The sequence below is a fragment of the Streptomyces albireticuli genome (assembly GCF_002192455.1).
GTDB classification, from domain to species: domain Bacteria; phylum Actinomycetota; class Actinomycetes; order Streptomycetales; family Streptomycetaceae; genus Streptomyces; species Streptomyces albireticuli_B.
In genome coordinates, this window is the sequence record NZ_CP021744.1 from 8,048,287 (window position 1) to 8,062,956 (window position 14,670).

The following is a 14,670-nucleotide window of genomic DNA, read 5'->3' on the forward strand; positions in this document are numbered from 1 at the left end:
GGATTCACCGTGGCGGTGGGGAAGACGAAGGCGGGGTGGTCGCGGGGGAACCCGTCCCCATGCCGAATGTCCGAACAGGAGTTCTGGTCGTCGCGGCGGGTGGGTACGCGGCCGCTGTGGTAACTCTGCGCGTCAAGAGCCAGGATCCCACCCGGAATTGATACGAGCGGGCAGCGCTCCTGGCACCCCACCCCCCACGTGGACATGCGCGCCAACCCAGCGCGCCGTGTCGGCGGAGAAGGCGTGCTCCCTTCAGCTGTCCGTCGTCAGCGGAGTCGGCCACGGCCTGCCCCTTCTTCTTCCCACGGGGACGGAGCCCGTACGTCACGTCGGCCGGCCTGAGCGGCCCTGGTGAGGGAGAGCCGGCGCAGGGGGTAAACGGTTCGGTACGAGCACCGGATCCTGGGCCCTGGTCTGTGGGGCAGTCCTTTTCCTGGTGGCGGCGGCCGGGGCCGCCGTGCTCGTGGCCCTCCGGCTCATCCGGGCCCGGAGGCTGCTGCGCCAGGCGGGCGTGCCCGAGACCACCAAGCTGGTGTTCCGGGGAGCCCTGCTCTGTCTCGTTTCCCCACGCGACCTCATCCCCGATCCTTTCTACGTGGACGACATCGGCGTCCTGCTCCTGGCCCTGTGCTCCCTCCGCACGGCAGCCCGCAGTCCCGCCGCGACGAGCGGGCCCACGCCACCGCGGTGAGTGAGCGGGGAGGAGCCGCTGCGGTGCAGGAGGTCGTGCTTCTCGCCGCGGCGATCCGTCGGCGAGCAGGCGGCGCGGGCCCGGGAGGCGAGGCCGCCGCCGGCGTCAAGTCGGCCGCACCGGAGGAGGTGCTGGAGGAGCGGCGATCAGTGAGCGCGCCTGGAGAGACACCCCGCCACCCACGGGTCGCGGTGGCGAGGAACGGATCGCACGCCTCGACGCCTACGGCGCCTCGGCCCCCACCGCCTGGCACCGGTCCGTACCTGCGGTCACGGCTGTCTCCTCCCTGGCTGGGACCGCCGCTGCGTAGGCAATGGGCGGTGGGCGCCGGGGCGTATCGAGGGCGTGCGGCGCGTGGGGAGCGGAGAGCGCTGGTGTTCGCAACCACACCACCTGCCTGGGCGTGCCGGCTTCGATGAGGCTGGTTTTCGTCGCTGATGGCCGGGAATCGTCGATGCGGTGGGGATTATCGGGACCGCGCATCTCATCAGCCCCACCGGCTCGGCCTGCGACGCCCATCAGCCTGTCTTCCGGCAACACGCAGGGACCTGCCTGCCGCAGTTGATCGGAGGAGTTCTTTGCCCGCTGCGAAGACCGGGGAGCCGCCTGCGGACCGCCCCTTTGTGCCCAGCGCCTTGCGCTGCCGGGGTGGAGGGACCCACGCGGGTGTTCTCGGCTGCTTCGAGCAGGGCTCGTCCGGTCAGCTCTCGCCCGGTCTGCTGCTGCGGGTGCTGTGCGAGGCGGGCATTCTGCCCGACGACCCAAGGATCACCGAGACCGTCGCCGACCTGGAGCGTGCCGGCTCGGCCCCGTTGCCGACCGAGCCGGGGCTGCTGACCGTGGAGCAGTTCACCGCGGCCACCCGGCGCAGCCGTGGCCTCATCGAGCGGGCGGCCCGCGGGGAGCTCGCGATTCCTGATTTCCCCGCGTTCGTGGACGATCTTCAGCGCATCCACCAGGAGGTGCGTACCGACCGGAGGGGCGCGGTCGCCGCGTACATCCCGCAGCTCGCGCGGGTGGATGCGGACCAGTTCGCGATTTCGGTATGCACGGTGGACGGGCAGCGTTTCTCCATCGGGGACGCGGGTGTGAACTTCTGCCTGCAGTCGGTTTCCAAGACCGTCAGCTACTGCCTCACCTTGGAGGAGCACGGGCCCGACACCGTCCACCGCCATGTGGGACGGGAGCCGAGCGGGCAGGGCTTCAACGAGCTGACCTTCAACAAGGCGGGGCTGCCGCACAACCCGATGATAAATGCCGGGGCCATCATGAGCTGCGCGCTGATCCAGCGCGGCCTGGACGCCGCGGACCGCTTCGACTACGTGGCCGAGACCTGGAAACGCCTTGCGGGCGGGCGCAGTGTCGGTTTCAACAATTCCGTCTACCTGTCCGAGCGCAACACCGCGGACCGGAACTTCGCCCTCGGTTACTCGATGCGGGAACGCGGCGCCTTCCCGCCCGGCACCGACCTTCTGGCCACCTTGGAGTTCTACTTCCAGTGTTGTTCGATCGAGGTCGACGCGCGGCAACTGGCCGTCGCGGCGGCCTCCTTGGCCAATGCGGGGGTGTGCCCGCTGACGGAGGATCCCGTGTTCTCCGCCCGGACGGTGCGGCACTGCCTCTCGCTGATGTCCTCGTGCGGCATGTACGACTTCTCGGGTGAGTTCGCCTTCACCATCGGCCTGCCGGCCAAGAGCGGGGTGTCCGGCGCTTTGATGCTGGTAGTGCCCCAGCTGATGGGCATCGCCATTTGGTCACCCCGTCTGGATGCCCAGGGGAATTCGGTGCGCGGGATCGAGGTCTGCCGACGCCTGGTCGACTGCTACAACGTCCACACGTACGACCTGCTCACCGGTCCCGGTCCCAGCGCCGGAACCGGGACCGGTAAGCGCGACCCCCGCCTCAAGCGTCAGCAGAGTGCCATCGAAGGCATCGTAGGGCTGTGTTTCGCCGCCAGCCAGGGCGACCTCAACGAGATCCGCCGCCTTGCCGCGTTCAACGTCCCCCTCGGTGCCACCGACTACGACGGGCGTACCGCCCTGCACCTGGCCGCGGCCGAGGGGCACCGGGACACCGTGGAATTCCTCCTGTCCGCGGGCGTCGACCCGAAGCCGGTGGACCGCTGGGGCGGGACGCCCCTGGACGACGCCAACCGCTCCGGTCACCGGCAGCTGGCCCGGCTGCTCGCCGACGCCGCCGGGTCGTAGCCCCTGGGCCCAGGGCGGGCTACGACCCGGCGGGCGTGACAGAGGGCGACAAGGACGGGCGGGCGCTTCCGTGGCCGCCGCGAGGCGCGGTCCCGGCCCTATGAGCCCGGCGGGCCCGCGCCGGTGTTCCGCCGGGCGTTCCGCCGGACCGGGCGGCTCGTCCCACCCCGACAGGCGGCACCTGGTCAGTGGCGGTCCGGGGCTCCCGTCGCGCGTCGCAGGCCGGCCGCGGCGAGGACGGCGCCGACGAGGCACAGCACACCGGTGACAAGCGTGGCGGTGTGCACACCGTTGATGAACGCCTGCCCGCTGCCTTCGGTCACCGCTGCCCTGAGCCGGCCGGGCATGCTGTCGCCGACCGGGGAGATTCCCATCGCGACCGCGTCCTTGGCCTGGTACAGCTGCTCGGCCATGGGCGCGGGCACACCGGCGGAGGTGAGTTCGCCGGTCAGGGTGGCGCCGACGCGGCTGCTGATCAGGGAGACGAGCACGGAGGTGCCCAGGGCTCCGCCGATCTCCAGCGCGGTGGCCTGGAGGCCGCCCGCCACTCCGGCGTCCTTGACGGGCGCGTTGCCCAGGATGGCTTCGGAGGATGCGGACATGACCATGCCGACGCCGAGGCCGATGGCGACGAACGGCGGCCAGAGGGCGGAGTAGGAGGAGTGCAGGCCCCAGCCGAGCATGGCGAAGGCGGCCGCGGCCTGCAGGAGCATGCCGAGGGGCATGGTCAGCCGGGCCCCGAACCTCTCGGTGAGCTTCGCCCCCAGCGGCGAGGCGATCACGGAGACCAGGCTCAGCGGCAGCGTCCGCACGCCGGCCTCGACGGGCGTGAGGCCGCGGACGTTCTGCAGGTAGAGCATGACGAAGAAGATCACGCCGAGCAGGACGAAGAAGTTGAGGGCGGTGACGACCGTCCCGATGGCCAGTGCCGGGTTGCGGAACAGCCGCATGGGCAGGAGCGGGTGCGCGGCCCGCGTCTCGTACCAGGCGAAGACGGCGAGGATCACGACGCCTGCGCTGATGGCGCTCAGCGTGCTGCCCGAACCCCAGCCCCACGCTTCGCCCTTGACCACGCCGAAGACCACGGTGAGCAGGCCGAGGGCCAACAGGACGACGCCGGGAACGTCGAAGCGCTCGCGGGCGGCGGTGTTCTTGCTCTGCGGCAGCACGAAGAGACCGAAGGCGAGCGCCGCGATGCCGATGGGGGCGTTGATGTAGAAGACCGATCCCCAGCTGACGTGCTCGACGAGCAGACCGCCGACGATGGGGCCGAGCGCGGTGGACACGGACGAGACCATCGCCCAGATGCCCACCGCCATGCCGAACTTCTTCGGCGGGAACGCCGCACGCAGCAGGCCCAGCGTGTTGGGCATCAGCAGCGCTCCGAAGAAGCCCTGGAGGGCCCGGAAGACGATGACCCCCTCGATGGAACCCGCCAGTCCGATGGCCACGGAGGCCGCGGTGAAGCCCGTGACGCCGACGAGGTAGAAGGTGCGCCGGCCGAAGCGGTCGCCCAGCTTGCCGCCGAGGATGAGTGCGGCGGCGAGAGCCAGCAGGTAGGAGTTGGTGACCCACTGCAGGTCGGCGGTGGACGCATGCAGGTCCCGGCCGATCTCGGGGTTGGCGATCGCGACGACGGAGCCGTCGAGACCGACCATGAACAGGCCGAACGCCACGGCGATCAGCGTCAGCCAGGGATTGTGCCGGCGTCCGGCCGGGGCGTCCGGCGGAGAGCTCACGGGCAGGGAAGAGTGATCCACGGCAGTGGAGAGCATGGGAGGAGACGTGCTTTCTCAAAGAGGCGGGGGTCCGGTTACGGATACGCAGAGCGCACCCCGGACGCCGTCAGCCGGCGGCGGGGTGCACCTGCCGCGCCAGTGCCTCCAGAGCGCTCAGCGCGGATCCCAGCGCGCTGGCCTCCCCCTCGGACAGAACACGCAGCCCCTCGATGAGATACCCGTCCATGAGGTCCCCGACGACGGCGATTCTGCTCCGGGCCTCGGTGGTCAGGTGCAGACGCGCCACCCGCTTGTCCGCGGGATCCTCCAGTCGCTCCAGCAGCCCCTGGTCGGCCAGCCGGGAAGCCGAGACGCTCACATTGTTCGGCTTCATCAGCAGCGCCTCGGCGGCCTGGCCCACCGTGAGCCCGTCCCGTTCCGCCAGCAGCCGCAGCAGCGCCAGCTGGCCCTCCGGAAGCCTCGAATGGGGGAAGTCCCGGGCCAGGCGCCGGTCGAGCCCCCGGTGCAGCGCGGGCAGGACGGCCGCGAGCCCGGAGGCGATACGACGAAGGTCCTGCTCGGACGCGCTGGAAGAAGGCATTCCGTAAATATATATGAAGACATACCTAAATCAAACCGCCGGCCTGGGACCCGCCCGGTAACTGCGGCACGGCCTGAGACCGCCGCGTTACGGCACCCCGGGCCGTGAGGCCGGGGAACGGATGCCTGACCGGTGTGCGGGCCGGGGTTCCTGCGGCCGGTGCAATGCCGGCCCTCCGGCCCGCCGGGGGAAGGCGCTGCGTCCGGGGTGATCGGCAGTGCGCCGTGTGAGCGGTTCGAGGCTCTGGTTGACCGGTCGGCGGAGGCGCTCGGGCACCGGTGGGATGCCGTAGCGGTCGCCGTGGGACCAGTGCCACCACTCGCTCGGATAGGACACGAACCCGGCGCTGGTCATGGCGCGGACGAGCAGCGCGCGGTGGTGACGGGCGTCCTCGGGCAGGCCGGGGGCGTCGAGGGGGCAGGAGGCGGTGTCGCCGCTGCGGTGGGCGTTCACTGCGCCGCCCATGGCGAGCTCGCGGCCGTCGGTGTCGGCGAGGGTGATGTCGAGGGCTGCGCCCGCGCAGTGCGGGGCGACTTCGATGGGGGAGGCGAAGGTGCTCGTCCGGCGGCGCAGCTCGGCGCGGTCGGTGACGCCTTCGCTGCGTAGGCGGTCCTCGTAGCGGTCGAAACGGCGCTGCTGCTCGTGGGCTGTGCGGTGGCCCTCGATGACGAGGAACCGGATGCCGCAGGGGAGGGCGCGGGCAGCTTGCTGCAGGCGGTTCAGGACGCCGGTGCGGGCGCGCCCGTACGCTCCGGCCGCATCCCGCTCACGGGGGTCCAGGAGGACGCCGGGCGTGGCGGTGATCTCGGTGAGGGGTTCGCCGCAGTCCCGTACGGGGAGGGCGAGCACGCGCGGGTCGCTGAGCAGAATCACGGGCGCCTCCAGCGGGATGAGCGGTGGGGGCGCGAAATTTCGCGCGGCCCCTCCGCGGAAGGTGACGGGAAGCACGACGCCGGCGGAGGCGATGCCTATCACCTCCGCCGGCGAGGTGGTGTGGGTCCTGCCGCGGGTGGTCGGTCAGTCCCGGGGGCGCTGGTAGGTGTAGCGGGTGTAGCGGTCGCCGTGGGTGAGGTACTCGCCGTACTCGATGACGGCCCCATCGGCGTCGAAGAGGGAGTTGTAGCCGACCAGCAGTGCCGCCGGGCGTTCGGTGATGTGCAGCAGCTCTGCCTCCTCGTCGGTCGCGATCCGGGCGCCGACGAGGTCCTGGCCGTCCTGCCAGGCCCAGCCGGTTTGCTCCTCGATGGCCTTCGGGGTGCCGCCGATGATCCATTCGGTCTGGAGGAGCTGGGGGACCTGTTCGCCGAGGTCGGCCTTGAACCAGGAGGTGGAGGCTGAGACGGGGGAGTTGTCTTCGTTGTAGGAGACCCGCTGGCGGCGGCGGCACCGACTGCTGGGCGACGGTGGCAGTGACTTTCTGCTGGTGAACCTGTTCCGGGCTCCGTTGGGGGCGCCTATATCGCCGGAGGCCATCGAGGAGCTGTTCGAGAGGCTCGGGGAGCGGGCTGGGCTGGGCCGGCGAGTGGGTCCGCACATGGCTCGGCGGGCGTTCGGCTCGAACGTCGCGGACGCGGGTGGTACGCCTGACGAGGTGCAGGCCCTGCTCGGGCAGCGGAGCCCCGACTCGTCGGCGCCGTACCGGTTCCCTGATCCGGTACGGGTGCGGGCGGCTGTCGAACGGGTCCCAACTCCGCGTGCCATCGCCAGGCCGGAGAAGAGCCGGTGACGGCCGAGACGGTGGCCGTGTGGCCGACGATCAAGGCACCGGCGGGCGATGCTCGCTTTGAGGCGATCGCTGGCGCCCTCGACCCGAAGTTCCTGGAGATGCTGGGCTGGTGCTGGGAGCGGCGGGTGATCACCTTTCCCCGGGTGCATCCGGTGATCGGTCTGCCGGACTGCCCGGTGCCGAACTGTCCGCTGGCCATCACGGTCTTCATGCATCCGATGTGCCGGGGCTGCGTGGAGCGGTGGAGCAAGACCGACCTGCCGTTGGAGGAGTTCCGCCGCATTCGGAAGACCGCCTCCACGGGTGCGGGGCAGCAGCCGTGTGCTGTTGTCCGGTGCGAGCGGCCCCGGGACACCGCCGCCGCGATGTTGTGCGCGACGCATCGCCTCCAGCAGAGGCAGGTACTGGGCGGGATCGGGCTGGAGGAGTTCTTGGCTCACCCGCGGGTCGTGGGTCTCGCCGGGTTCGGCCCGTGCCTGATCGCCGCCTGCTTCCTCGACCGGGTCGGCAGCAAGCATCCGTACTGCAAGACTCACACGCAGCGCCTGCGCGTGGTCCGTGAAGAACCCGGGTTCGACGGGGCATGGTGGCGGCGGACGGAGAGGGCGGTGTGCTCCACGCGGGAGGTGAGCCTGCGGGGTCTGCCGGATCTGCTGGTCTCCGAGGCCCTCTACGCGTTGTGGTCCCGGGTCGAGAAGGGCTACAAGCTGCGGCCTGAGTGTCTGCGGCCGCTCTACGACCGGCTGCGCGTTCTACAGGCCAGCAGCTTGGAGCGGGTGACCGACCCGGAGGCGGTGGGGTTCGGCCGTGAGCAGGCCACGATGATCCGTGCTGGACAGGTGGCGCTCGGCCGGTTGAACAGCACGCCGGAGACGGAGCGGGTCAAGGACGTGTGGGACATGGCCGTGTTCGGGCACACGAGCACGGTGCCGTTCACCGCCATCACGCAGCCGGCGCTGCGGGAGGCGATGAAGGTCTGGGTCTACGACGACCTGCCGCGTCGGCGGAACAAGAACGCCGTCCACCACGCCCGCGCGGTCGTCGCCGCGGTCGCGATGCTGTCAGAGAGCCTGCGGCTGCAACGCCCCGATAGACGGGAAGACCCGGCCGGGTGGGGGCGGGGCGACATCGTCGCGTTCACCAACCGCATGGGACACCTGACCGCGAGCGGGAAGCTGAGCGCGTCCCGGCGTCTGGCGTTTACCCGGTTCGTCCGCCGGGTCCTGCTGCGGTTTCGCACGCTGGGTCTGGCCGGGCCGGGCGGTCTGCTGGAGGGCATGCCGGTCGACTTCGCGCTCTGGCCGGAGGACATGCCTGACGAGCCGGAGGACACCGAGGCCGGCCGTGACCTGCCCGAGGAGGTGATGCGTGTCCTGTGCGCGAACCTCGACCTGTTGGAGGCGATGAGCAACACCGAGGTCCGCGTGGCGACCGAACTCCTCATCGACACCGGCCGCCGCCCCGACGAGATCTACACCCTTGCCCTGGACTGCCTGGAAGCGGATCCCGACGGGTCCCCTGTCCTGATCTACGACAACCACAAGGCGTACCGGCTCGGCCGCCGCCTACCCATCGGCGGCGAGACCGCGGACGTGATCCGACGCCAGCAGCAACGCGTCCGTGCCCGCTTCCCCGACGTCGCAACGGCCCGCCTGAAGCTGTTGCCGCGGCCGAAGACCAACCCCGAGGGCACCAAGCCGGTCAGCGACATCGCCACCGCCCACCGGAAGTGGGTGGACTCACTTCCCAACCTCACCGTTCCCGTCATCACCACGGAGGCCGGCACCCAGGTGACGCACCTGGTGCCGTTCGACAAGACCCGCGTCTTCACCTACGCCTACCGGCACTGCTACGCCCAACGGCACGCCGACGCCGGGGTACCCCCGGACGTCCTCAAGGAGCTGATGGACCACCGGCTCATCACCACCACCCAGGGCTACTACAACCCTCGGGAATTGCATCAGACGGGCGAGAAACCGCAGGTCGCGTGGTCACAGCGGCACACAGAAGGACTCTGCAGCCTCTACGAACTGGCAGTCTGAGCAGGGGTGTTGCCGAGGCCATCCCTTCTGATGCATGATCTGCTCTCCAGAAGGGATGGTCTGGAGTGGCGCATCAACAGAAGGTGGCCCTGGCGGGGTCGGCTCGTATGGAGCTCGTCTCCGGGGTGGTCCAGTTACGGCCCGAGGACGCGATGTTCGACGCGATGCTGCGGGGCTGGCGGGCCCAGCAGAAGTCGCGAGGACTGAAGGACGAGACGATCGACCCGAGGGAGCGACTGATCCGCCGCTTCCTCGAGTTCGCGAACGAGTACCCGTGGCAGTGGACGCCGGCCCACCTGGACGAGTGGTCGGCCACCCTGACGAGCGAGAAGCATCTGGCGCCGTCCACGATCCGCAGCTACCAGGGCACGGTTCGGCTGTTCACCGACCTCCTCATCGACGCCCGATACGGCTGGGGTCCAGCCTGTGACGAAGCGTTCGGCACCTTTCCGGTGGCGATCTGTCATGAGTGGAATACCCTCCCTCACCTGCAGGATTACGAAGGCGACCCGGAGGCGAGGCCGTTCTCCAGGGAAGAGCTGCAGCGTTTCCTCGACTACGCCGACGACCAGGTCGTCCGCGCTGTGAAGTCGAAGCGCAAAGGGGCCCTCGCCGCCTACCGGGACGCCACGCTCTTCAAGGTCATCTACGGGTGGGGACTTCGGCGGACCGAGACCTCCAAGCTCGATGTGGTCGACTTCGGACGCAACCCGCAGGCCCGGCAGTTCGGCCGGTACGGCACGCTCAACGTCCGCTACGGCAAAGCCAAGAAGGGCCAGCAGCCGCGGCGGCGGAACGTGCTCTCGGTGATGGACTGGGCCGTCGAAGCTGTCGCCGACTACGTCGAGAACGTCCGGCCCCGCTTCGGGTTTCCCGACCACCCGGCCCTGTGGGTCACCGAGCGCGGAGGCCGCCTTCAGCCCGGGTCGATCAACGACCGTTTCGAGGCATACCGGGATGCCCTGGGGCTGCACAAAGAGTTGACCCCGCACGGACTTCGCCACTCGTACGTCACGCATCTGACCGAGGACGGGGTGGACCGGCGGTTCATCCAGCAGCAGGTCGGCCACGAGTGCGACAGCTCCCTGGCCGTCTACACGCACGTCAGCGACGACTTCATGAACACTTCCCTGCACAAGGCACTGGCGCCGGCATTCGCCGGGGCCTGACAGGAGGGATCCGGCGATGGCCGCCAAGCTCGACTACCACTGGCACCTGCGCAAAGTCATGGCCGACCGCGGGATGTTCTCCACCACCGACCTGATCCCTCCGCTCGCCGAACGCGGCATCAGCCTATCGTCGAGCCAGGTCTACCGGCTCGTCGTCGAGCGACCGGAGCGACTGAGCCTGAAGATCCTCATGGCCCTGCTCGACATCCTCGACTGCACCATGGACGACCTCATCGAGCCCATCGCGGTGGCCGGGGCCGTGAAGAAGCCGAAGAAGGCTGCCGTCGGTGGCGGCCCGTCATCCGGTTCGGAGGGACTTGGCGGGCTGCGGCCAAAGCGGGCCAGGATCAGGGGTGTTGACCGGTCGTGACCACTGCTGACCAGCTTGACCGCGTCGTCGCGGACCCGATCGGCCTGATCACGGACCTCGTCGCCGACGTCGAGAAGGAACTCGATCCCGAGACGATCCGCGCCGTGGTCACCACCGTCGCAGGCGGACGGGCCAAGTCACGCACGCTCGCCGCCGCCCTGAACCGTCGTCCAGCACTGCTGGGCGACGGCCGATCCCCAGCGCCGCGGGCCCTCGGTGACCTGCTCATCGCCTTGCGCCAGGCCGGGGCCCAGGCGATCTCTCCGCCGGTCTGCACCGAGTGCGGCAAACACCTGCGCACGCTCCAACGCCGCGGCCAGGACTGGTACTGCGGAGTCTGCGGACCCGTCTATGTCGATTGCTCCGTTTGCGGGAAGAACCGTCGCATCTCCACCCGGGACCGGTCCGGCCAGCCGCGATGCGCGAAGTGCCCGGACACCGACGGTCGCGATCCCCTCGCCGTTGTTCACAGTGTGATCTGCGACCTGGATCCGCACGTGGACGTCGGCCTCATCGCCGACGCGATCCGCCGGACGATGCCCCGAGCCGCCGACCAGCAGAAACTGGCCTGGGCTCTGGAAGCCGACCCCTCCCTGCTGACCGGCAACGGGCACCTTGCCCCCACTCCCGCGATCGTCCGGCTGATCAATGTGCTTCATGACTCCGACGTCACGGGGATCGTCCGGCCTGCCTGCCCCCTCTGTCACCGAGTCGTACGCCTCCACAAGCCGCTGGATGGGCAGCGGGTCTGCCGCAACTGCATCGCCAAGTCGCGCGTCGAAGAATGCGTACGCTGCGGCGCCCACCGCGAGCCCGCCACCCGCGATACTCAGGGACGACCGCTGTGTCCGAATTGCCTGATCACCGATCCTGCGAACGCCGAGGTCTGCATCGGCTGCGGCGAACGACGACGAGTACAGAACCGCACGACCGACGGCCCCCTTTGCCCCAACTGCAAGCCGCTGCCCATCCTGGTCTGCTCCATCTGCGGTCGCACCGCACCCGGCACCCACTCCCGCCTGACAGGCCAACCCCGGTGCGGGGCCTGTGACCAGCGACAAGCCCACTGCAGCAGCTGCGGGCACATCCGCGGCATCCACTCCGGCACCCTGGAAGAACCCGTCTGCGGCCCCTGCACCGCGCCGGACGCCGAGCTCTGGCGCCCCTGTCCCACCTGCGGGGAAGCAGAACGACTGCGATCCTCCGGTCCGTGCCCTCGCTGCACGCTCAAGCAGCGGCTCCACGAACTCCTCACCAACGGCTCGGGCTCCATACCCCCGAAGCTTCAAGCCCTCCACGACGCCCTGGCCAGAACCGAACGAGCCTCCACCGGGCTGCGCTGGCTCTCCGGCGGCATCGTCTCCACCGTTCTGTCCGACCTCGGCTCCGGCAACCGCCCTCTCACCCACGAAGCCCTGGACGAACTCCCCGAAGGCAAGGTCGTCGAGCACATCCGCAGCGTCCTCGTCGCCAGCGGCGCCCTGCCCACGCGGGACGAGCAGATGGTCCGTCTCGAACGGCACGTCAAAGACCTCATCACCTCCCATGCGACGGCCGAGGGACGCAAAATCCTGCACCGGTACGCGACTTGGCACCTCCTGCGCCGGCTTCGCCGTCGCAGCCGCGGCAAGGAGACCACGTACTACCAGCTCCAGGTCGCGCGGCAACACCTGCGGGCGGGCGTCTACCTCCTGAACTGGCTCGAAGGCCAGAATTTGACCCTTGCCACCTGCCGGCAGGCCGACCTCGAACGTTGGACGACCAGCGACGACGCCCGTCTTCGCCAGGAGGCAGGCCACTTCGTGCGCTGGGCCCTGGCCCAGAAGATCGCCCGCGATCTCACCTTCCCGGCCGAGCGATGGAACGGCCCCTCCCAGCCGATGGACGACGAGGCCCGCTGGGACACCGCCCGACGTCTGCTGCACGACGACACCCTCAAGCCCGAAGACCGCCTCGCCGGCCTGCTGTTGCTCCTCTATGCCCAGTGGCCCGCCGCGATCTCCCGGCTCACCGTCGACCACATCGAGGAGACCAACGGAGCCGTCCGCATCCGCCTCGGCGCCGTCCCGGTCGAGCTTCCCGCACCCGTCGCTGAACTCGCCCTCCAACAGGTCGAGGTTCGCCGCAGCCATGCCGTCCTCGCCAGGACAGACTCGCCCTGGCTCTTCCCCGGAGGCCAACCCGGCCGCCCGATCAGCGCCTGGGCCATGGGCGAACGACTCCGCAAACTCGGCATCCGGCTCGCGCAAGCCCGCTCGACCGCACTGTTCCAGCTCGCCACCGAGCTGCCCGCCGCTGTCCTCGCCCGCACCCTCGGCATCGACATCACCGTCGCCGTCAAATGGCAACGAGCCGCCGCCGGAGACTGGGGCGCCTACGCGGCCGCGATCAGCCGCCGGAACAGTTCCTGACAGGGGGCATTCCGACAGTTCCAATACCCGAGCACACCATTACGCATCGGCGCCGAGCGGCGCCGCGAAGCCGTCGACCGGGTCACCGCCCTCCAGTTCGACCGGCACGGCAACCGGGTCTGGCGCGCCGCGCAGAGCCTGCTGGACTCCGAGCACGTCCGCCGCGCGATCGGCGAGGTCGCCACCCCGTACGGGGTCTGCCGCGAACCGTCCAACGTCGCCGCCGGCGGCCACGCCTGCCCGCTGCGGTTCCGCTGCCTGGGCTGCGAACACTTCTCCACCGATGTCTCCTACCTCCCCGACCTGAAGGCCCACCTCTCCGACCTGCTCCGCAGCCGGGAACGGCTGATGTCCGCCTTCAAGGCCGACGAGTGGGCCCGCACGCAGGCCATGCCCAGCGACGAGGAGATCAGCCGGGTCCGCCGACTCATCGACCGCGTAACCACCGATCTGGATCAGCTGACCGCCGAGGAACGCGCGCAGATCGAGCAGGCTGTCACCCTCGTGCGCCGCTCCCGCACCGTGCACCTCGGCATGCCCCGCGTCGGCCAGCCCCTGCCCGACGTCCGACCCTCAAGGATCCACCGGCCGTGACCACCGCCATGAACGACGGCCGCCAGGCCGACACCGAACGCCGCCGCACCCGCGTAAAGGCCGCCATCAGCACCGCCCGATGTGACGGCACCCCGCTGACCGCCGCGGCCATCGCCCGCGCCGCCCGCGTCGACCGCACCTTCCTCTACCGCCACCGCGACCTCCTCGAGACCCTCCACGCGGCCGCGCACGCACCCGCCGCACCGGACGGGAGTGGGCTGGTCGTCTCCCGGGCCTCGCTGCAAGCCGACCTGGCCAACGCGGCCGCCCGCAGCGCCCGCTTGGCCGCCCGCGTCCAGCAGCTCGAAGAACGGCTGTCCAAAGCCCTCGGCGACGAGATTTGGCGGACTTCCGGACTCGGCGCGCCTGCCGACGTCGCCGCGCTCAACAGCCGCGTCACTCAGCTTGAACAACGCAACGTCGAGCTGGCCCGCGCGTTGGAGGAACGGCAGGCCGAACTCGACGCAGCCCGGACCGTGAACCGAGACCTGACCCGAGCGCTGAACCATCACGGATGACATGTAGCTGCGGCTCATCAAGGGCGATGCCGATCTGCACCAGCCGGGCTGGCCGCTACTTGCGGTGGATCGTCTCCAATGCCTGCTGTGGCGACAAGTTGACGTAGCGCGCCAGTTCCTCTTTCACCTCGTCGATCCATGTGTGAAAGTCCGCATCCTCCGACTTGGATTGGAGGCGGTCCAGCAGGTGAGTCACATTGTCGTGCAGCTCCTGAGTGAGCCGCTGCTCGGGGAACTCTTCGGCGGCCTCTCCGCCCCGGGCCGCAGCGACCGTGGCCCTGACAAAGCTTACGATGCTCGTCCAGGTCGTCATAGCCTCGGCCATTAGTTCGTAATCACCCATGACGAGCGGGAGGATCGTTGGGTTGTATCTGTAGTAGTTCTCCACCAACTGTGTTCCCGGCGGCGACGACCCAAGTACCTGGTCCCGGAAGGCAATAGCGGTGCCGTATGTCTGGCCCAACTCGAGGATCGCCTGGCCGTACGACCGGGTCAGGATGGTCGCGACGAAGCAGGTACCGGGGCCAGTCTCGCTGTACTGACCACCGGCAGCAGCGCATGCTTCGGAACTCCAGCCGGGCTGCCATTCGCCGTGAAGTTTGCACCAACCCATGATCATGCCT

The 14,670-nt window shown here is 69.7% G+C and carries 15 protein-coding genes; 9 read left to right on the plus strand and 6 right to left on the minus strand.

Going from position 1 to position 14,670, the window contains the following annotated elements; translation table 11 throughout:
* The first annotated feature begins 436 nt into the window (after positions 1-436).
* Both SMD11_RS34205 and glsA read left to right on the plus strand, forming a co-directional pair.
* Positions 437-691 (plus strand): YkvA family protein, encoded by a 255-nt coding sequence (locus tag SMD11_RS34205; RefSeq protein WP_234366313.1) that lies wholly within the window; start codon positions 437-439, stop codon positions 689-691.
* Between the two features lie 623 nt (positions 692-1,314).
* Entirely contained in the window at positions 1,315-2,898 is a 1,584-nt protein-coding gene (glsA, locus tag SMD11_RS34210) for a glutaminase A (protein WP_159395464.1), read from the plus strand.
* Between the two features lie 185 nt (positions 2,899-3,083).
* Here the strand turns inward: glsA and SMD11_RS34215 are convergent, their stop codons facing one another.
* From SMD11_RS34215 to SMD11_RS34230, 4 genes are all read right to left on the minus strand, one after another.
* Positions 3,084-4,673 carry an MFS transporter gene (locus SMD11_RS34215; RefSeq protein ID WP_087930131.1) on the minus strand — a complete coding sequence of 530 codons (1,590 nt, stop codon included), beginning with the start codon at positions 4,671-4,673 and terminating at the stop codon, positions 3,084-3,086.
* 70 nt (positions 4,674-4,743) lie between these two features.
* On the minus strand, positions 4,744-5,217 hold the full coding sequence (locus SMD11_RS34220; protein ID WP_087930132.1) for a MarR family winged helix-turn-helix transcriptional regulator: 474 nt from the start codon (positions 5,215-5,217) through the stop codon (positions 4,744-4,746).
* Between the two features lie 87 nt (positions 5,218-5,304).
* Complete coding sequence (locus SMD11_RS34225; RefSeq protein ID WP_234366314.1) at positions 5,305-6,090, minus strand: M15 family metallopeptidase; 786 nt, start codon at positions 6,088-6,090, stop codon at positions 5,305-5,307.
* 144 nt (positions 6,091-6,234) lie between these two features.
* The gene (locus SMD11_RS34230; protein WP_087930133.1) at positions 6,235-6,690 is read right to left on the minus strand and encodes a UTRA domain-containing protein; all 456 of its coding nucleotides are present in this window, start codon (positions 6,688-6,690) and stop codon (positions 6,235-6,237) included.
* Between SMD11_RS34230 and SMD11_RS34235 the strand changes: the two genes are divergently transcribed.
* From SMD11_RS34235 to SMD11_RS34255, 5 genes are all read left to right on the plus strand, one after another.
* Positions 6,641-6,943: a site-specific integrase gene (locus SMD11_RS34235; protein ID WP_234366315.1), complete on the plus strand. Its 303-nt coding sequence runs from the start codon at positions 6,641-6,643 to the stop codon at positions 6,941-6,943. The genes SMD11_RS34230 and SMD11_RS34235 overlap by 50 nt on opposite strands.
* Positions 6,940-8,985, plus strand: coding sequence for a tyrosine-type recombinase/integrase (locus tag SMD11_RS34240; RefSeq protein WP_087930134.1), 2,046 nt, complete (start codon positions 6,940-6,942; stop codon positions 8,983-8,985). Before SMD11_RS34235 ends, SMD11_RS34240 begins: the two co-directional genes overlap by 4 nt.
* 65 nt (positions 8,986-9,050) lie before the next feature.
* Positions 9,051-10,154, plus strand: a complete 1,104-nt coding sequence (locus tag SMD11_RS34245; protein ID WP_087930135.1) for a tyrosine-type recombinase/integrase — start codon at positions 9,051-9,053, stop codon at positions 10,152-10,154.
* Between the two features lie 16 nt (positions 10,155-10,170).
* A complete protein-coding gene (locus tag SMD11_RS34250; protein WP_087930136.1) occupies positions 10,171-10,524 on the plus strand; it encodes a helix-turn-helix domain-containing protein in 354 nt (117 codons plus the stop codon).
* Complete coding sequence (locus tag SMD11_RS34255; RefSeq protein WP_087930137.1) at positions 10,521-12,935, plus strand: hypothetical protein; 2,415 nt, start codon at positions 10,521-10,523, stop codon at positions 12,933-12,935. The genes SMD11_RS34250 and SMD11_RS34255 overlap by 4 nt, the downstream gene beginning before the upstream one ends.
* Before the next feature lie 39 nt (positions 12,936-12,974).
* Here the strand turns inward: SMD11_RS34255 and SMD11_RS34260 are convergent, their stop codons facing one another.
* Positions 12,975-13,208, minus strand: coding sequence for a hypothetical protein (locus SMD11_RS34260; RefSeq protein WP_159395465.1), 234 nt, complete (start codon positions 13,206-13,208; stop codon positions 12,975-12,977).
* Between the two features lie 75 nt (positions 13,209-13,283).
* On the opposite strand from SMD11_RS34260, the gene SMD11_RS34265 reads away from it, so the two are divergent.
* Together SMD11_RS34265 and SMD11_RS34270 are read left to right on the plus strand one after the other, a co-directional pair.
* A complete protein-coding gene (locus tag SMD11_RS34265; RefSeq protein WP_234366316.1) occupies positions 13,284-13,529 on the plus strand; it encodes a hypothetical protein in 246 nt (81 codons plus the stop codon).
* On the plus strand, positions 13,526-14,047 hold the full coding sequence (locus SMD11_RS34270) for a hypothetical protein (RefSeq protein ID WP_234366317.1): 522 nt from the start codon (positions 13,526-13,528) through the stop codon (positions 14,045-14,047). The genes SMD11_RS34265 and SMD11_RS34270 overlap by 4 nt, the downstream gene beginning before the upstream one ends.
* A gap of 55 nt (positions 14,048-14,102) precedes the next feature.
* On the opposite strand, the gene SMD11_RS34275 is transcribed toward SMD11_RS34270, so the two are convergent.
* Positions 14,103-14,666: a hypothetical protein gene (locus SMD11_RS34275; protein ID WP_087930140.1), complete on the minus strand. Its 564-nt coding sequence runs from the start codon at positions 14,664-14,666 to the stop codon at positions 14,103-14,105.
* Between the last annotated feature and the right edge of the window lie 4 nt (positions 14,667-14,670).